This is a genomic window from Streptomyces sp. NPDC093984 (assembly GCF_044764595.1).
GTDB lineage: Bacteria > Actinomycetota > Actinomycetes > Streptomycetales > Streptomycetaceae > Streptomyces > Streptomyces cynarae.
In genome coordinates, this window is sequence record NZ_JBIWIM010000001.1 from 802,079 (window position 1) to 819,215 (window position 17,137).

General features: G+C 72.9%; 17 protein-coding genes and 2 pseudogenes. 7 read left to right on the forward strand and 12 right to left on the reverse strand.

Going from position 1 to position 17,137, the window contains the following annotated elements; all coding sequences use genetic code 11:
• Window positions 1-59: 59 nt before the first annotated feature.
• The gene (locus ACIRC0_RS03735; protein ID WP_403610739.1) at window positions 60-1,199 is read left to right on the forward strand and encodes a PP2C family protein-serine/threonine phosphatase; all 1,140 of its coding nucleotides are present in this window, start codon (window positions 60-62) and stop codon (window positions 1,197-1,199) included.
• Here ACIRC0_RS03735 and ACIRC0_RS03740 read toward each other — a convergent pair.
• Window positions 1,196-1,804, reverse strand: a complete 609-nt coding sequence (locus ACIRC0_RS03740) for a TetR/AcrR family transcriptional regulator (RefSeq protein ID WP_403610742.1) — start codon at window positions 1,802-1,804, stop codon at window positions 1,196-1,198. The two genes, ACIRC0_RS03735 and ACIRC0_RS03740, sit on opposite strands and share 4 nt — an antisense overlap.
• 112 nt (window positions 1,805-1,916) lie before the next feature.
• Here ACIRC0_RS03740 and ACIRC0_RS03745 point away from each other — a divergent pair, with 112 nt between their 5' ends.
• A complete protein-coding gene (locus ACIRC0_RS03745) occupies window positions 1,917-2,801 on the forward strand; it encodes an NAD(P)-dependent oxidoreductase (protein WP_403610745.1) in 885 nt (294 codons plus the stop codon).
• 24 nt (window positions 2,802-2,825) lie between these two features.
• Here ACIRC0_RS03745 and ACIRC0_RS03750 read toward each other — a convergent pair whose 3' ends face one another.
• The gene (locus ACIRC0_RS03750; RefSeq protein WP_403610748.1) at window positions 2,826-3,275 is read right to left on the reverse strand and encodes a PPOX class F420-dependent oxidoreductase; all 450 of its coding nucleotides are present in this window, start codon (window positions 3,273-3,275) and stop codon (window positions 2,826-2,828) included.
• A 274-nt stretch (window positions 3,276-3,549) separates the two neighbouring features.
• Here ACIRC0_RS03750 and ACIRC0_RS03755 point away from each other — a divergent pair, with 274 nt between their 5' ends.
• On the forward strand, window positions 3,550-4,818 hold the full coding sequence (locus ACIRC0_RS03755; RefSeq protein ID WP_403610751.1) for a serine hydrolase domain-containing protein: 1,269 nt from the start codon (window positions 3,550-3,552) through the stop codon (window positions 4,816-4,818).
• 44 nt (window positions 4,819-4,862) lie between these two features.
• Here ACIRC0_RS03755 and ACIRC0_RS03760 read toward each other — a convergent pair whose 3' ends face one another.
• The 3 genes and pseudogenes from ACIRC0_RS03760 to ribA form a co-directional block, all read right to left on the reverse strand.
• Complete coding sequence (locus ACIRC0_RS03760; RefSeq protein ID WP_403610754.1) at window positions 4,863-5,918, reverse strand: saccharopine dehydrogenase; 1,056 nt, start codon at window positions 5,916-5,918, stop codon at window positions 4,863-4,865.
• A pseudogene (locus ACIRC0_RS03765) lies at window positions 5,915-6,064 on the reverse strand (sarcosine oxidase subunit beta); the annotation flags it as partial. The pseudogene ACIRC0_RS03765 and the gene ACIRC0_RS03760, both read right to left, overlap by 4 nt.
• A gap of 64 nt (window positions 6,065-6,128) precedes the next feature.
• On the reverse strand, window positions 6,129-6,812 hold the full coding sequence (ribA, locus tag ACIRC0_RS03770) for a GTP cyclohydrolase II (RefSeq protein ID WP_403610756.1): 684 nt from the start codon (window positions 6,810-6,812) through the stop codon (window positions 6,129-6,131).
• Between the two features lie 55 nt (window positions 6,813-6,867).
• On the opposite strand from ribA, the gene ACIRC0_RS03775 reads away from it, so the two are divergent.
• Window positions 6,868-7,680: a creatininase family protein gene (locus ACIRC0_RS03775; protein WP_403610759.1), complete on the forward strand. Its 813-nt coding sequence runs from the start codon at window positions 6,868-6,870 to the stop codon at window positions 7,678-7,680.
• 215 nt (window positions 7,681-7,895) lie between these two features.
• Here the strand turns inward: ACIRC0_RS03775 and ACIRC0_RS03780 are convergent.
• From ACIRC0_RS03780 to ACIRC0_RS03800, 5 genes and pseudogenes are all read right to left on the reverse strand, one after another.
• A pseudogene (locus ACIRC0_RS03780) lies at window positions 7,896-8,879 on the reverse strand (YbhN family protein); the annotation flags it as partial.
• On the reverse strand, window positions 8,879-9,808 hold the full coding sequence (locus ACIRC0_RS03785; RefSeq protein WP_403610762.1) for a class I SAM-dependent methyltransferase: 930 nt from the start codon (window positions 9,806-9,808) through the stop codon (window positions 8,879-8,881). The gene ACIRC0_RS03785 and the pseudogene ACIRC0_RS03780, both read right to left, overlap by 1 nt.
• Complete coding sequence (locus tag ACIRC0_RS03790) at window positions 9,805-11,016, reverse strand: glycosyltransferase family 4 protein (RefSeq protein WP_403610765.1); 1,212 nt, start codon at window positions 11,014-11,016, stop codon at window positions 9,805-9,807. Before ACIRC0_RS03790 ends, ACIRC0_RS03785 begins: the two co-directional genes overlap by 4 nt.
• Complete coding sequence (locus tag ACIRC0_RS03795) at window positions 11,013-11,411, reverse strand: 6-carboxytetrahydropterin synthase (RefSeq protein ID WP_200420487.1); 399 nt, start codon at window positions 11,409-11,411, stop codon at window positions 11,013-11,015. Before ACIRC0_RS03795 ends, ACIRC0_RS03790 begins: the two co-directional genes overlap by 4 nt.
• Window positions 11,412-11,566: 155 nt before the next feature.
• Window positions 11,567-12,547 (reverse strand): zinc-binding alcohol dehydrogenase, encoded by a 981-nt coding sequence (locus ACIRC0_RS03800; RefSeq protein WP_403610768.1) that lies wholly within the window; start codon window positions 12,545-12,547, stop codon window positions 11,567-11,569.
• 107 nt (window positions 12,548-12,654) lie between these two features.
• Here ACIRC0_RS03800 and ACIRC0_RS03805 point away from each other — a divergent pair, with 107 nt between their 5' ends.
• Window positions 12,655-13,434 (forward strand): CDP-alcohol phosphatidyltransferase family protein, encoded by a 780-nt coding sequence (locus ACIRC0_RS03805; RefSeq protein WP_403610771.1) that lies wholly within the window; start codon window positions 12,655-12,657, stop codon window positions 13,432-13,434.
• Between the two features lie 22 nt (window positions 13,435-13,456).
• Here the strand turns inward: ACIRC0_RS03805 and ACIRC0_RS03810 are convergent, their stop codons facing one another.
• Window positions 13,457-13,912 (reverse strand): RpiB/LacA/LacB family sugar-phosphate isomerase, encoded by a 456-nt coding sequence (locus ACIRC0_RS03810; protein WP_403610774.1) that lies wholly within the window; start codon window positions 13,910-13,912, stop codon window positions 13,457-13,459.
• Between the two features lie 89 nt (window positions 13,913-14,001).
• Between ACIRC0_RS03810 and ACIRC0_RS03815 the strand changes: the two genes are divergently transcribed.
• Window positions 14,002-14,616 (forward strand): DNA polymerase ligase N-terminal domain-containing protein, encoded by a 615-nt coding sequence (locus ACIRC0_RS03815; RefSeq protein ID WP_403610777.1) that lies wholly within the window; start codon window positions 14,002-14,004, stop codon window positions 14,614-14,616.
• Window positions 14,617-14,807: 191 nt separating this feature from the next.
• Here ACIRC0_RS03815 and ACIRC0_RS03820 read toward each other — a convergent pair whose 3' ends face one another.
• Window positions 14,808-16,244, reverse strand: a complete 1,437-nt coding sequence (locus ACIRC0_RS03820; protein ID WP_403610779.1) for an MFS transporter — start codon at window positions 16,242-16,244, stop codon at window positions 14,808-14,810.
• Between the two features lie 311 nt (window positions 16,245-16,555).
• Between ACIRC0_RS03820 and ACIRC0_RS03825 the strand changes: the two genes are divergently transcribed.
• Window positions 16,556-17,137 carry a TetR/AcrR family transcriptional regulator gene (locus ACIRC0_RS03825; RefSeq protein WP_403610782.1) on the forward strand — a complete coding sequence of 194 codons (582 nt, stop codon included), beginning with the start codon at window positions 16,556-16,558 and terminating at the stop codon, window positions 17,135-17,137.

The window sequence follows — 17,137 nt, forward strand, 5'->3', positions numbered from 1 at the left end:
GCGGCTTTCCCCCACCGTGGCCGTCACCCCCCACCCGGCCGCCACCGTCCGGAGCAGGAATGAGCGCTTCGACCATCACTACGTCCGCGACCAGGATCCGCCAGGTCTGGCGCCGGGCAGCGCCGCACCCGCTCTTCCTGGTCATCCCCCTGGCCTTGATCATCTCCATCCCGGTGGCCGACGCGTTCCTGCCGCCTGACATCCACCTCGCCCATCTCCTGGTCGTCGCCACCGCGGTCACCGCCATCGGTGCCGGTCCGCGACCCACGGCACTGATCGGTGCCCTCGCGGTACTCGCGCTGATCGCCGCAGGGGCCGAGCGGCGGACCCTGCTCACCGAGAGTGTGCTGGTCGAACTCGCTTCACTCGCCGTGCTCTCCGTCCTCCTGGTCGCCTTCACCCACCTGCGGGACCGGCACCATCGGGAACTCGTCAGAGCGCGCACGGTCTCGGACACCGCTCAGCGCGTCGTCCTGCGCCCGCTCCCGGAGCGGACCGGGCCGGTCTCCCTCGCCGCGGAGTACCACAGTGCCGAGGCCGACACCTACATCGGCGGCGACCTGTACGCCGCGGCCCGCACCACCGACTCCACCCGCCTGATCATGGGAGATGTCCGCGGCAAGGGCCTCGCGTCCATCAGCGACACGGCGACCGTGCTGGGCGCCTTCCGCGCCGCGGCCCACCGGCGGATCCCGCTGACGGAACTGGTCGCCTACGTCGAGGACGCCGTCCGCTGGGGCCTCGCGGAATTCTCGGAATGCGAGCCCGACGCCGCCGAACGCTTCGTGACCGCCGTGATGCTCGACATCCCGGACGACGAGCCGGTGGTCCACATGATCAGCTGCGGGCATCCGCCGCCGCTGCTGCTGCGCCGGGCGACCGGGATCGCCACCGCGCTCCATGTGACCGAACCCGCCCCGCCGCTCGGCCTCGGCGCCATGTCCGACGGCACGTACACGGCGGCGACCTTCCCCTTCCACGAGGGGGACAGGATCCTCCTCTACACCGACGGCGTCACCGAGACCCGCGACCGCGAGGGCACGTTCTACCCGCTTGCCGAACGCGTCGTGCGGTGGGCCGACCAGGCCCCCGGCCCGCTCCTGAAGGAGATCACCACCGACCTCCGGGCGTACGCGGGCGGCCTGCTCAACGACGACATGGCCATGATGCTCGTACAGCGGGGCCCCGGGACCGCCTAGGCCTGCCCAGGGGTGCCGCTTTCGATGCTCGCGTCGAGCAGCGGTCCGAGTTCCCGCACCACGGTCGTCAGGGCCCGGTCGTCCCGTTCGGCGCGGGCGATCAGCAGGGCGCCCTCCAGGGCGCTGATCATGAGCGTCGCGAGTGGTTCCGCCCGGGCCGCCGGGACTCCCATGTCCGTCAGCGCCTCGGCGACCGGGCGCGTCCAGTGGGCGAACGCCGCCGCGGCCGCCGCGCGCGTGGAGTCGGTGGACTGTGCGCAGTCCACGGCCGCCGCGGCCACCGGGCAGCCGCCCTCGAAGCCGGTTCTGGCGTATTCGTCCGTCCACTGCCGGACCATCTCGGCGAACAGCCCGCTCGGTGTCGGCTCCGCCATCGACGCAAGGAAGCGGGCGATCCGCTTGGCGGCGTACCGGCCGGCCCACTCCACCGCCTCGTTGACCAGCTGTTCCTTGCCGCCGGGGAAGTAGTGCTGGAGCGAGCCGCGCGGTGCCCGCGCGTGCGCGGCGACGTCGCGCATACCGGTCGCGGTGACGCCGTCGCGCCGGATCAGCTGGGCCGCGCTGAAGACCATCCGCTCGCGTGGCCCGCGCTCGGACACCGCCATCGTGACCTCCGTCTCGACACTTCGCCACCCACCCTATGACCGGTGTCATAAGGCCCGCTACTATGACGGTTGTCATAACCCATGACGACGCCTCGCAGGGAGGGCGGTCCCCATGGACGTCGGCTTCATCGGTCTCGGGGTCATGGGGCAGCCGATGGCTCTCCGGCTGGCCCGGGCCGGCACCCCGCTCCTGGTCTGGAACCGCACGGCCGCCCGCACCGGGCCGCTGCGCGCGGCGGGCGCCGAGGTGGCGGCGGGTCCCGCCGAGGTGTTCGCGCGGACGGACGTCGTGATCCTCATGCTGGCCGACGACCTCGCGATCGACGCCACCCTGGGCCGCGGCACCCCGGACTTCGCGACCCGCGTCGCCGGACGCGTCGTGGTCCACATGGGCACGACGTCGCCCGGATACTCGCGCACCCTCGAGGCCGATGTGCGCGCGGCGGGCGGGCGCTATGTCGAGGCACCGGTCTCCGGGTCGCGGGTGCCCGCGGAGAACGGGCAGCTGGTGGCGATGCTGGCCGGGGACGAGCCGGCCGTGGAGGTCGTACGGCCGCTGCTGGCACCCCTGTGCCGGGAGACGTTCGTCTGCGGTGCCGCGCCGAACGCCCTGCTGATGAAGCTCTCGGTCAACCTGTTCCTGATCACGCTGGTGACCGGGCTGTCGGAGGCGTACCACTTCGCGGACCGGCACGGCCTGGACCGGCGGCTCTTCCTGGACGTCCTGGACGCGGGCCCGATGGCCAGCGGGGTGTCCCGTATGAAGGCGCCGAAGCTGTACGCCCGCGACTTCACGGTGCAGGCGGCGGCCCACGACGTCCTGAAGAACAACCGGCTGATCGCCGAGGCCGCCCGCAAGGCGGGGGTCGCCTCCCCGCTGCTCGACGTCTGCCACGCCCTGTTCGAGGAGACGGTGACGCTGGGCCACGGCCACGAGGACATGGTGGCCGTCCTACGCGCGATCGAGTCACGGACGCGGGACGGCCTCCACGGCTAGGGCGTGTTGTCCTGGCAGGTTTCCCTAACCCAGGTTCGCCCCCTTGGGGATGCCGTACGCGCGCTCGACGTGCAGGCGCAGCACCAGGCGGCGGTCGCGGACCATGGCGGCGCGGTACTCGTCCCAGTCGGGGTGCTCACCCAGGACGTCGCGGTAGAGCCGGATGAGCTCCTCGACCGTCGCGTCGTACGGGTCCTTCGCGACGGGTGAGAGCTCGGCGGTGCCCTCGACGACCGTGTAGGCCCGCCGGTCGGCGCCGGTGACGTGGTAGGTGGCCCTGGGGTCCCGGCGCAGATTGCGGGTCTTGGCGCGGTCGTCGGTGATCGAGACCCGGATGATCCGCTCGCCGGGGTCATAGGCGTGGCTGACATTCGACAGCTGGGGCCGGCCGTCCCGCTTGAGGGTGACCAGCACCCCACCGTGCCCTTCGGAGAGCAGCGCGAGCAGCGCGTTCTGTGTCCCGTCCTGAGTCATACCCGGGTCAACTCCCGGGGTCGAGCCGCACATTCCCGACTGGGCACTGTCTGCGCACGTCTGGTGGACACCCTCTGCGCCGGGGCAGCGCGGCGATCGGGGTGGCACCCGGCATCGGCTGGGTAAGGAGCAGTTACCTGCTGCAGGAGGGTGCTCGGCCCCACCCCGGGGCGGACCGCTCCGCCAAGGAGGGACCGGCCCCGGTTCCGTGGCGGAGCATGAAAGGTTGGACCCGGAAGCCCGGGACCGCACCGGGAGAGACCGGAGGAGAACGATGGGACACCTGCGGCAGGAGGTCGAGCCGGAGGAGGTCGGCCTCGACCCGAAGGCGCTGGCCCGCCTCGACCAGCACTTCGCACACCAGGTGGACGACGGCCGGCTGCCCGGCTACCTGGTGGCCCTCTCCCGGCACGGCCGCATAGCCCACCTCACCACGTACGGACACCGGGACGTCGCCGAGCGGCTCGCGGTGGAGACCGACACCTTGTGGCGGATGTACTCGATGACCAAGCCGGTCACGTCCGTCGCCGCGCTGATCCTGATGGAGGAGGGCCGCTTCGGGCTGGACACGCCCGTCGCCGACTTCCTGCCGGCGTTCGCCGAGCCGCGGGTGTACGTCGACGGCACCGGCCCGGCCGTCCGGACCCGCCCCGCACAGCGGCCCATCCTGGTCCGCCATCTGCTCACGCACACCGCCGGCCTGACGTTCGGCTTCTACCACACGCATCCCGTGGACGCGCTGTACCGGGAGGCGGGCATCGACTCGTCCGTGGTGCCCGGCACGGACCTCGCCCAGACCTGCGAGGTGTACGCACGGCTGCCGCTGCAGTTCGAGCCGGGCACGCAGTGGAACTACTCGGTGGCGACCAACGTCCTCGGCCGGCTCATAGAGGTCGTCTCGGGCCGGGACCTGGACGCCTTCCTCGCCGAGCGGGTCTTCGGGCCGCTGGGCATGGACGACGCGGGCCTGCACGTCACCGAGGACCGGGCGCCGCGCCTCGCGGAACTGTACGGCGAGACGGAGAGCGGCGGCATCACCCCGATTCCGGGTCTGCCGCTGCACGGCCGGCCCCGTTTCCTCTCGGGCAGCGGCGGCATGGTGGCGTCGGCGTACGACTACCACCGCTTCATGGAGTTCCTGCGACGCCGCGGGGAACTGGACGGCACCCGGCTGCTGGCCCCCGACACGGTCACCGCGATGACCTCGAACCACCTCCCGGGCGACGCCGATCTGCGGTCGTACGGCAGCCGGGTGCACCGCGAGCCCGGCAAGGCGGGCCTCGGTTTCGGCCTGGGCGTCTCCGTCGTCACCGACCCGGAACTCACCCGGTCCCCGGCGGTGCGGGGCGCGTTCGGCTGGAGCGGGGTGGCCACCACCACGTTCTGGGTGGACCCGCGGCACGACCTGACGGTCCAGTTCCTCACCCAGTTGCGGCCCACCGGCTCGCACACGGTGTACCCGGAGCTGAAGCAGCTCGTGCACGAGGCCCTGCCGGGAAGCGTCAGGTCCGCAGCGGGGGCCGGCAGGCAGTCCGGCAGGTAGTGGCCCCGCCGGGTCTGCCCGGGGCCGGCCCGTACGTCGAGGACTCAAGCATCGCCCCGCTCCCCTCCCCCGGCGCCGAGTGCCCGGACCGCCGCGTCGAAGTGTTCCCGGCAGCGGCCCCAGGCGCCGCCCACCTCGAAGTCCTGCAGCAGCGGGGTGAGCGCGGCCGAGAAGTCGGTGCTGGCCTCCAGGGGCAGCAGCGACGGCAGGTTGTCGATGGCGATGAGGTCGAGCACGGGGTGCTCACGCAGCCGGCGTACCGGGTGGTCCCAGTCGGTTGGGGTGTCGTAGACCGGCAGGAGGTTCAGGGGCGAACCGACGTCGGCCGTCACGTCGCACAGGGTGCGCAGCCGGCGTCCGGGGTCGTCGAGGTCCTTGTCCGTGAGGAAGGGCGGGACGGGGCGGGTCGTCAGGACGGTGTTGACCATCAGCTCGTGGGCGAGCAGGGCCTGACGGTCCAGGTTCCGGGTCTCGGCCAGATCCCAGCAGGTGGGGTCGGCGCCCGCGACGCCGAGCGCGACCCGGGCGCCGCGTCCGCTGCGGCCGAGGGCGCCGATCACCAGCGCCCGCACCTCGCCCGAGGCGGCGCGCAGTTGTTCGTCCAGCTCCTCCTTGGACGTCGGCCGCAGCGGCGCGGTCAGCCGGCCCTGGTGCTGGAGCAGGGCGAGGGCGGCGCCCAGGTATCCGGCCCAGTAGCCGAACGCGACGAGCCGCCGCCCGTCCTCGTCCGCCAGGTACTCCAGGTCCAGCAGGGCGCCACCGCCGGCGACGAACCGGCGCAGCAGGGCCTCGGCGCCCGGCTGCCCCTTGTAGGCGTGCCCGAAGAACAGGTGACGGTGGACCAACGCGGAAGGCTCGTCGGGGAGTTCCTTCAGACCGGCGATCAGCGCCTCGGGCGGCGCCGACACCCAGGAGCCCGGCTCGGCGACACGGCAGCCCACCTGTTCGTACGCCTCGGCCGGGAACACCCGCTGCGGCGAGTCCTCGACCGTCACGGTCACGCCGCTCTCGACCAGGCGCCGGGCGTCGGACGGCACGATCGGTGTGCGCCGTTCGGTGGTACGGGACTCGTGGCGGAGCCACAGGTGGAGCGCGGTCATACGCGGTTGACCTCCGGGCGCGGGGCGTCGGCGGCGAAGCGTCCGACGCTCACGGGGCTGACGTCGACGAAGGGTACGCGCCCCGGGAGGACATCCCTCAGGATCTCGTCGACGGCGGGTCCCGGCGGGAGGCCGTGGCCACCGCGGTCGGTGGACCGACGGGAGCGGGGTGCGCGGCGGCCGGCGCCGGACGGCCGCCGCGCGGGCCGCTCACGAGGACTGCACCACGGCGTCCAGGTGGGGCAGGTAGTGGTCGAGCCGCTCCCGCTTGGTGCGCAGGTAGGTGATGTTGTTCTCGCACGGCGGTATCAGCAGCGACACCTGCTCGTCGACCTTGATGCCGTGCCGCAGCAGCGCCTCCCGCTTGCGCGGGTTGTTGGAGAGCAGGCGCACCGACCGTACGCCGAGGTCGTGCAGGATCTCCGCCGCGACCCGGTAGTCGCGGGCGTCCACCGGCAGACCGAGGGCCAGGTTGGCCTCGACGGTGTCCAGGCCCTCCGACTGGAGCTTCATCGCGCGCAGTTTGGCCAGCAGGCCGATGCCGCGGCCCTCGTGGCCGCGCAGGTAGACGACGATGCCGCGGCCCTCGGCCACGACCTGCCTGAGAGCGGTGGAGAGCTGGGGCCCGCACTCGCAGTGCGTGGACCCGAAGGCGTCCCCGGTCAGGCACTCGGAATGCAGGCGGACGAGCATGCCCTCTTCCTCGATGTCGCCGTAGACCAGCGCCACTTGTTCGTCGCCGCGGTCGTGGTCGAGGTAGCCGACGGCCTGGAAATCACCGTACTTGGTGGGCAGGGGCGCATTCACGACTCGGGTGATCCCGGTGGGCACGTTCGCGATCCGGGTGACTCCCGAGGGGGCATTCCCGCCGAGCACGCCGTCAATGTCTGTCATGATCTGATTCCTATCTGGTAAGCGCAGGCGGTACGAGACGAAAGGCCGTGAAGTGATGAGCGGTTCGGGAACTGCGGACACTGCCGGGGGCCACACCGCGGGTGTGCTGCCGTCGGACACCTCGCGGGACGTGCGGGAGCGGGCTCAGGGCCCGCACCGTCAGGTGGCCGTCCTTCCCGTGGGCAGTTTCGAACAGCACGGTCCGTACCTTCCGTTGGCGACCGACACGCTGGTCGCCTGCGCGATCGCCCGCGAGCTGGCCGCCGCGTATCCGGTTCACCTCCTTCCTCCGGTGACGATCTCCTGCTCGCACGAGCACGCGGCGTGGCCGGGAACGGTGAGCATCTCCTCCGTCACTCTCCATGCGGTGGTACGGGACATCGCCGCGTCGCTCGAACGCTCGGGCGTTCAGGCCCTGGTCCTGGTCAACGGTCACGGCGGTAATTACGTCCTCGGCAATGTCGTCCAGGAGGGCAATGCCGTCCGGGATTCCTCGGGCAGCGGGGTGCGGATGGCGCTTTTCCCGGCCCCGGAGGACTGGGAGGCTGCCCGGGAACGGGCCGGGGTGCGCACCTCGCTGCTCAGCGACATGCATGCCGGGGAAATCGAGACCTCCATTCTTCTGCACTGTCATCCCGAATTGGTCAGGCCTGGTCACGAGACCACGGATTTCATCGCCGACGACCGACGGCATCTGCTCACCCTCGGTATGTCGGCCTATACGGAGTCCGGTGTCATCGGGCGTCCTTCGCTGGCTTCCGCGGACAAGGGGAAGCAGTTGCTCGCGACGCTCGCGGAGTCCTTCGAGCCGTATTTCTCCCTGGTCGGGTCGGACGGCGACGAGGACGGTGCGACACATCGCCGGTGACCCCGCGTCAGAAAGGCCGCCGGGGCCGAGCGGGTGCGGCGGATGTGCGGACGGGGGGCGCGGAGCGCGTGGGGGGTACGCTCCGCGCCCGGTACGGGGGGCCGGGAGGGTGCCACGGGGGCCTGGTCCTCCTCGGCGGCGTTCTCCGTCGCGGTGCGCGGGTGCCGCAGACCCGTGTACCAGCGGGCGAGGAGGACGAGCAGGCCGGGCAGGCTCGCCACGAAGCTGAGGACGCCGTAGACGACCGCGACGCCCAGCCCGGTGTCCGCGCCCAGGCCCGCCGCGCCGAAGGCCCAGGCGGTGACACCCTCCCGGGGGCCGAAGCCGCCGATGTTCAGCGGCAGGCCCATCGCGATGAGCGCGAGCAGGGCCAGGGGCAGCAGCGTGACCGGGGAGGCGTGCGATCCGGCGACCCGCGCGGCCACCAGGAACATCAGCAGGTGCCCGGCGAGCACGACCACGGACGACAGCAGGACGGAGGGCCAACTCCCGCGCGCCAGCAGGGCGGTACGCGCCTCGGCGAGCGCGGCGCCGAGAGCCCGGCGCCGACGGGAGGGGCGGGGGGTGCGGCCCATGCGGACGGCCACGACGATGGCGAACGCACCGAGCGTGGCGAGCGCCGTCAGGCCGGCCAGATGGCGGGCCTGGGTGAGCACCGGCGAGGGCAGCGTGAGCAGGACCGGTACGCCCACCGCGACCAGGGCGACCTGGCCGGCGGTGCGTTCCAGGACCACGGCGCGGACGCCGCGGCCGACGTCACCGGCGCTCTGCCCGTGCCGCACCGCGCGGTGCACGTCGCCGAGGACGCCGCCGGGGAGTGCCGCGTTGAGGAACAGGGCGCGGTAGTAGTCGGCGACGGCGGCGCCGAACGGCAGCCTCATGCCGAGCGCGTGGGCGACCCGGCACCAGCGCCAGGCGCTGAACACGGTGGTCACCGCGCCGATCCCGAGCCCGGCCAGAAGGGTCGGCACATCGATCCGCCGCAGCCCGTCGAGCAGCACCCCGGTCCCGAGCCGCCACAGCAGCACCCCGAGGATGAGCGCCCCGGCGACGGTCCCGAAGTGGGTGCGCAGGGCGCGCAGGACCCGGCCGCGCGGGGGCGCCCCGGTGCGGGCGGCGGCCGCCACGGGGACGGTTTCCGTCACGGGCACGCGCACCTCCTCCGCCGCCGACGCCAAGGCCGCCGTCCGCGTCGTCATCACGCGCCTCCCGTCGGGCGGGGCAGGACCAGTACGTCGCTGTGGTGGACCGTCACGCGCAGGTCGCCCGCGGCGCAGACGGCCAGGCGGTCCCGCAGATACGTCTCTGCGCGGGGCGCGAGGTCAGGGCGCTGCTCCACGGCCGCACCGACCCAGCCGTGCAGCCACTCCTGCGTCAACTCCCGCTGCCCGGCGCCCAGTCGCCAGGGGCTCGGATGGACCCGTACGCTCGCGCCGAGCCGGTCGAAGGCCTCACAGGCCGCGCCCACCGCGTCGGGGCCGAGGAGGTCACCGCGCCGCTGGTGGGCGTTGAACGCCTCGCCGATCTCCCGGTCCAGGGGGTGCTCGGGCGTCAGTTCCACACGGCCGACGACGGACAGCGTGAGCAGCGCCGGGCAGCCCGCGCCCACGCAGGCCCGGGCGAGCGTGTCGATCTCCTCGGCGGTGAGCACGTCCAGCAGCGCGGACGCGGTCACCAGCGACGCCCCGGCCAGCGCGTCCGCGGTGAGCCGTCCGATGTCGCCGCGCTGGGTGGTGACGGTCACCCGGCTGCCGTCGCCCGCCGCGCGGGGCGCCCCCACCGAGGCGAAGTGCAGCAGGTAGGGGTCCCGGTCGTGCAGCACCCAGTGCTGGGGGCCGTCGAGCAGCGGGGCGAGCCAGCGGCCCATGGAACCGGTGCCGCAGCCCAGGTCGTGCACGATCAGCTCGGTACCGTGCCGGGGCCGGTTCGCTAGGCGGATCCGCAGCGGGTCGAGCAGTTCGTGCGCCCGCGCCTCCGCGTCGGCGGGCTCCCGCAGCCTCAGCCACTGCGGGGCGTATCGCGGCACCTCGGTCTCGCCGCCGCCGGGCGCGGGGATCGCGGGGGGCACCCCGGGCTCCGGTTCCGTGGACGTGTCGGACCCCGCCTCCGATGTCGTACCCGTGCTCATGCCGCCCTCCGAGGGTCGTGCAGCCGGCCCAGCACACCCGCCAGGCTGCGTGCCGTGGTCGCCCAACCGTCCAGTGCCGCCCGGCGGCCGCGCGCGGAGGCCTTGAGCCGGCGCCGCACGTCCGCCTCGCCGAACCAGCCGCGCAGCTCGGCGGCGATCGCGGCGGGGTCCTCCGGCGGGACGAGGATGCCGGGCACCCCGCCGTCCGGCGCGCGCCCCACCGCCTCGGGCAGGCCGCCGACATCGGTGGCGAGGACCGGGATGCCGCGCGCCAGGGCCTCGGTGACGGCCATGCCGTACGTCTCGGCGTACGAGGTGAGGACCATGAGGTCGGCGGATGCGTAGCTGGCCTCGAGTTCGGCACCGGACCGCGGTCCGGCCAGGTGCAGCCGGTCGGCCAGGCCGTGTCCGTCGATGAGGGCGCGCAGCCGCTCGACGTACTCCGGGTCGTGGCCGAGCCCGCCCACGCACTCGCAGGTCCACGGCAGGTCCTTGACCGTGGCGAGGGCCTCGATGAGCCGGTGCTGCCCCTTGCGGGGGGTCACGGCGGCGACGCACAGCAGCCGGGAGACGCCGTCGGTGCCGGGGGCCAGGGGCGCGATGTCGGCGCCGGGCGCGGCGACATGGACCCGCTCGGGGGCGAGACCGTGGTGGGAGACGAGCCGGCGCACCGCCCAGTCGCTGGTGGCGATCACGGCGGGCACGGCCCGCAGGGTGGCGCGCTCCTTGGCGTCCAGTTCGGCCGCGGTCTCGGGGTCGAGACCGGTCTCGTCGCCGAGCGGCAGGTGCACCAGGACGGCGAGGCACAGACGTCCGGCCTCGGGCACGACGATCTCGGGGACGCCGCAGGCGACCAGGCCGTCCAGCAGGACGACCGTGCCGTCCGGCAGGTCCCGCAGCGTACGGGCGAGTTCGGCCCTCGCCTGCGCGCCGGGCCGGGGCCAGGAGCCCTCCACCAGGTGCCTTTCCACCTGCCAGCCGAAGCCTGGCAGGTCCAGGCAGACCCGGCGGTCGAAGGCGTTGCCGCCACTGGGGGTGGCCGGGTCGTCGACGCCGCCCGGCATCACGAAGTGCACGGTGCGCAGGGACATGGGGATGATGTCGGCGTTCCTGAGGGCCGTGTTCTGCACGGGCACATAGCCGAGACGGGGCTGGGCCGGCTGCCCGGCAATATTCACGGACGCGTGGTCGATGGTCGTGTCGGTCACAGGGCACGCTCGTAACTCGCCCAGGCGATGTGCGACTCGTGCAGCGTGACGGTGATGCCGGCGATGCCGCGGGCGTTCTCGCCCAGGGCGCCCTTGTGGATCCGTTCGGCGAGGCGGTCGGCGATCACCTTGGCCAGGAACTCCGTCGAGGTGTTTATGTTCGCGAAGTCCGGCTCGTTGTCGAGGTTGCGGTAGTTGAGCTCGCTCACCACCGCGCCCAGCTCCTGCGTGGCCAGTCCGATGTCGACGACGATGTTGTCGTCGTCCAGCTCGGCGCGGCGGAAGGTGGCGTCCACGAGGAACGTCGCTCCGTGCAGGCGCTGCGCGGGCCCGAAGACCTCGCCGCGGAAGCTGTGGGCGATCATCAGGTGATCGCGGACGGTGATGCTGAACAACGGACGACCCTCCAGGTGCACGGTGCGTCTGGTCCCCTTCCGGGGTATGCCGTGTAGTACGGCTGACCCCTCCGCGTTGTTCAGCTGCCCTTCTCCTTGTTCGGAGGTTCCTTGGGAGTTCGCCCCAAGGGCGGGCAACTCGGGCGGGGCGGGACTCAGTCGGTGGGATACAGGATGCGGTGGCACAACCCCTTGAGCTCACCACGCGTGAGGCGTGGCAGCACGTCGGGGAGGTCTTCGAAAGGGGACTCGCCGGTGACGAGCGCGTCGAAGGCGGGGTCGGCGAGCAGGTCGAGGGCGAGGGCCATGCGGTCGGCGTAGTCACGTCCGGTGCGGGAGCGCGGCGAGACGGTGCCGACCTGGCTGCTGCGGATCGTGAGGCGGCGCGAGTGGAAGGCCTCACCGAGCGGCAGGGTGACGCGCCGGTCGCCGTACCAGCTGAGTTCGACGACGGTGCCCTCGGGCGCGAGGAGTTCCAGGGAGCGTACGAGCCCCTGTTCACTGGCGCTCGCGTGCACGACGAGGTCGCAGTCGCCGAGCGCGTCCTCGGGTGGGGCGAAGTCGACACCGAGCGCGCGGGCGATCGCGGCGCGCTCCGGGTCGGCGTCGACCAGTTGGACACGGACGCCGGGGTGGCGGGCGAGGAGGGCGGCGACGGAGCATCCGACCATGCCGCCGCCGACGACCGCGATCCGGTCGCCGAGCTGCGGGCCCGCGTCCCACAGGGCGTTGACGGCGGTCTCGACGGTGCCGGCCAGGATGGCGCGGTGGGCGGGCACGGCGTCGGGGACGACGGTGACGGCCGAGGCGGGGACGACATAGCGGCTCTGGTGCGGATACAGGCAGAAGACGGTCCGACCGACCAGCTCGTCCGGCCCCTGCTCCACCTGCCCGACACTCAGATAGCCGTACTTCACGGGGGCCGGGAAGTCCCCCTCCTGGAACGGGGCGCGCATGGCGGCGTGCTGGCTCTGCGGGACACCGCCGCGGAAGACGAGCGTCTCGGTGCCGCGGCTGACACCGGAGTACAGCGCGCGCACCAGCACGTCGCCGTCGCCGGGCTTCGGCAGCTGAACGTCCCGCAGCTCCCCGTGGCCCGGCGAGCGCAGCCAGAAGGCGCGAGCTGTGAGGTCCATGTGCGTCTCCCTGAACGATCCGGCGTTTCACCACGTACGCAGCTACGAGAAGTCGCGCACAAGGTACGCGCGAAGATCGAATCTGTCACTTGGCCGGAGGGTGAGCGGTGGCCCTGAACCACACATACGAGGCGAGGCTCTTGCAGCAGGAGACGACCGTGGGGGCGGGCGTGCAGGTACTGCTGCTGACCTTGCTGGGCACGGCGATCGGCATGGGTCCGGCCGGCTGGCTGACGGGCCTGGCGTTCGCGCTCGCCACCTGGGCCGTGCTCACCCGGGCCGTGCTCCGCTCCCGGCTCAGCTCGTTCGGCCCGGCCAACCGGGTGACGCTGGGCCGGGCGATCCTGGTGGGCGGGGTGACGGCGCTGGTCGCGGACTCGTTCGAGAGCGCCCCGCCGGTGACGGTGTTCGTGGGGCTCACGGCGGTGGCGCTGATCCTGGACGGCGTGGACGGCAAGGTGGCCCGGCGCACGGGCACGTCGACGGCGCTGGGCGCGCGATTCGACATGGAGGTCGACGCGTTCCTGATCCTGGTGCTGAGCGTGTACGTGTCGATGGCGCTGGGCCCGTGGGTGCTGCTGATCGGCGCTATGCGGTACGTGTTCGTGGCGGCGGCCCGGGTGCTGCCGTGGCTGAACGGCGAACTGCCGCCGAGCATGGCCCGCAAGACGGTGGCGGCGGTGCAGGGCGTCGCGCTGCTGGTGGCCGCGTCGGGGCTGCTGCCGTACGCGGCGGCCGTGGGGGTCGTCGGGTGCGCGCTGTCGTCGCTGGTGTGGTCGTTCGGGCGGGACGTGCTGTGGCTGTGGAGCGTGCGGGGCGGCGCGAGGGTGGCGACGCCCGCCGAGGTGGTGGTGGAGCCGGTCGCGGAACTGGTGGCGGGCGGCTGACCGGCGCCGTCGCCTCAGGTCGTCAGGAGGCGGCCCTCGGGCCGTCGAGCCGTCCGATGCGGGCCACGTTCTCCCGGTCCTCGGGCTCCTCGCTGGGGCGGGCGGCGAACCAGGCGTCGAGGATCTCCTTCAGGAGCGGCTCTGAGGTCAGGCGCAGGCTGAGCGCGAGCACGTTGGCGTCGTTCCAGCGGCGGGCGCCGTCCGCCGAGTACGCGTCCGTGCACAGCGCCGCCCGTACGCCCGGCACCTTGTTCGCGGCGATCGACGCGCCGGTGCCGGTCCAGCAGCACACGACCGCCTGGTCGGAGGTGCCGTCGGCGACCTCGCGGGCCGCCGCCTCGGAGCACGCGGCCCACTGCGGGTCGTCCCCGGCGCGCAGCGCCCCGTGCGTGAGCACCTCGTGGCCACGGCCGCGCAGTTCGGCGACCAGGCTGCGGGCCACGGGTTCGTCCATGTCCGAGGAGACGGAGATCCGCATGTCTCGGAGGGTACCCGCTCACACCCATCCGGTGGTTCCGCCGGCCTGCGGGGTACTCGGCCCCCGGACCGAGGCGGAAGGAGCCGGACGTGGGCGGCAGCGATCGGCTGCGGGAGTACCGCGGCAAACGTGACTTCGACCGGACCGCCGAGCCCCGGGGCGACACGGCGGCATCCGGTGCGGAGCCCCACTTCGTGGTGCAGATCCACGACGCGAGCACCCTGCACTTCGACTTCCGGCTCCAGGTGGGCGACGTCCTCAAGTCTTGGTCCATCCCCAAGGGCCCGTCCGCCGATCCCGGCGACAAGCGGCTCGCCGTGCCCACCGAGGACCATCCGCTGGACTACGAGGACTTCGAGGGCGTCATTCCCGCGGGTGAGTACGGGGGCGGCACCGTGATCGTCTGGGACCGCGGCACCTATCAGCCGCTCAGCCACGACCGGCGCGGGCGCCCCATGCCCTTCGAGGAGTCGCTGGAGCGCGGGCACGCCACGTTCCGGCTGGACGGGTCGAAGCTGCACGGCGAGTACGCGCTCACCCGGTTCCGCGGTGGCGGGAGGGGCGGCGAGCAGGAGGCCTGGCTGCTGGTGAAGGCGGGGCACGCCGGCTCCGGCGGCCACGGGACGCCCGACCCGCGCCGCGCCCGGTCGGTCCGCAGTGGACGCACGCTCGCGCAGGTGGCCGCGGACGGCGGTGAGGGATGAGGGGCCATGAACGGCCTCCTTCAGGCGCTGCCCGCCGAGAGCGCGGGCCGGTCGGCGCGGCGCGCCCCCTCACCGAACTCGCCGCACGGCCCGTGCTCGCCACGCCGAGCGATCGGCGCGACTTCCCGGCGGCGGAAAGTGGGTCTTCGAGCGGAAGCTGACGCCGGCCGACCGGTGGCCGCCGGGCCACGTCACGTACCCGACGTGGCAGCCTCCCGCTCCGGGCGCGAAGCGGCTCGCAGCGCACCCTCGGTGCGCGACGCGCGCCTGCCGGGCACCGACAACGCGGCCAGCGCAGCGCCGAGGCACAGCACTCCCAGCAGACCGAAGCCATGCGTGTACCCGGAGCCGTACGGCAGTCCCGTCGGCTGCAGCCGACCCGTCACCAGCACACTGGTGACCGCCGCGCCGATGGAGCCGCCGATCGTCCGGATGTTGGCGTTCATTCCGGTCGCCGCACCGGTCTGCTCGGCCGGAACGCTGCCGACGATCAGGTTGGCCATGGAGGCGAAGGCCAGCCCGATGCCGAAGCCGAACACACCGGCGACGAGAGCCACCTGCCACTGCGCGTCGTGCCACAGGGTGAGGAACCCGCAGGCGACCGCACCCAGCGCGGCCCCCGCCGTGAGCAGCGCCTTGGCTCCCACCACCGGCTCCAGGCGGCCGCTCAGGACGCCCGAGACGAACATGGCCACCAGCATGGGCAGCATGAGCAGCCCGGACGTGGTGACGGAGGCCCCGAAGCCGTATCCGGCGGCGCGGGGTGTCTGCACGAAGGCGGGCAGGAAGGACCAGATCGCGTACATGCCCGCGCCGAACAGCAGCGCGGCGGTGTTGGTCGTCCACACGGCGGGCAGCCGCAGGACGCGCAGATCGATGAGCGGGCTGCGGGAACGCGCCTCGGCCGTCAGCCACAGCGCGAACAGCACGGCGGCGGCGAGGAAGAGACCGATCACCGGGGCCGATCCCCAGCCCCACCTGGTCGCCTGGCTGAGCGGCAGCAACAGCGCCACCAGCCACGCGGACAGCAGGACGGCGCCGAGCCAGTTGACGCGTCCCTCGGCACGGCTCGGCGACTCGGGCACGAAGCGCGCGGCGATCAGCGTGGTGACGGCGACGACGGCTACCGGGATCCAGAACAGCCAGCGGTAGTCGAGCGCGGAGACGATGGGACCGGCCGCCACGATGCCCACGCCGCCACCGGCGGCGATCACGGCGGACAGGTTGCTGATGCTGCCGCTCACCTCGGCCGGGGCGAACTCGTCCCGGATGATGCCGAACGACAGCGGGAACAGCGCGCCGCCGGCGCCCTGGACGACCCGGGCGACGATCAGCACGCCGATGTTCGGCGCGAACGCGGCGAGCAGACAGCCGGCCAGCAGCGTCAGCAGCACCGCGACGAGCGTGCGTTTCCTTCCGACGAGGTCGCCGACCCGGCCGAGGATCGGTGTGAAGACCGAGGCGGACAGCAGGTACGCCGTCATCACCCAGGTCGCGGTGGACTGCGAGGTGTGCAGCGCGTGCTGGACGGTCGGCAGGGCCGGCGCGATCAGTGACTGCAACATGGAGAACACGCCCGCACCGGTCGCGAGGACCGCGAAGGTGAGGCGGGTGGACTTCCGGGGCATGAAAAGCCTCTCCGAACAGGGCGCGGCCGAGATCTTCCGGCCGCGGTCGTAGGACTCCGTGGTGCCGCAGGGCAGCGTGGAGCGCGCCGACGGCCGCGTGGAAGCGGTCGCGGAGCGGATGGGCTGACGGGCGGGCGGTGCGATCGGCGCAGCGCCCGCGGGTACGAGGTCATGGGGTACGAGGCCGACGCCGGGGGCGTGCGGCCGCACGCGCCCAGGGCGGGCGCACCCCGACTGCTAAAGTGGAGGTGTTCCTCCACTCTAACGGAGGCATACCTCCGCTTCAACCCGTCCGGCCCCGGGAGGCAGCAGTGACGACCCCGCCGTTCCCCGTCAGTGAGATCGTGGCGTCCCAGCGGCCGCACCGTAAGGACGCCGCCCGCAACTACGACGCCCTGATCGCCGCCGCCCGCGAGGGCTTCGCGGAGCACGGCGCGGAGGCGTCCCTGGAGGACATCGCGCGCCGCGCGGGCGTCGGGATCGGCACGCTGTACCGCAACTTCCCCACCCGCCGCCATCTCTTCGAGAGCGTCTACGCGGGCGAGGTGAACGACCTGTGCCGGGTGGCGCGGGAGGTCGCGGACCGTGAGCCGTGGGAGGCGCTCACCTCGTGGCTGCGCCGGTTCGTGGGCTACACGGTGACCAAGCGGGCCATCCGCGAGGCGATGGACGACGAGTCGGAGATCTTCCTGGCCTGCCGGGAGTCCATGTACCGGGCGGGCGGCCCGCTCTTCGAGCGCGCGCAGCAGGCCGGCGAGGCGCGCACGGACATGACCTTCGACGACCTGCTGCGGATGGTCGCCGGCATCACGGCGACGAACTTCCTGGACGACGCCCAGCGGGACCGGGTCCTGACCGTGGCCCTGGACGGGGTGCGGGTGTCCGGCGCCTGA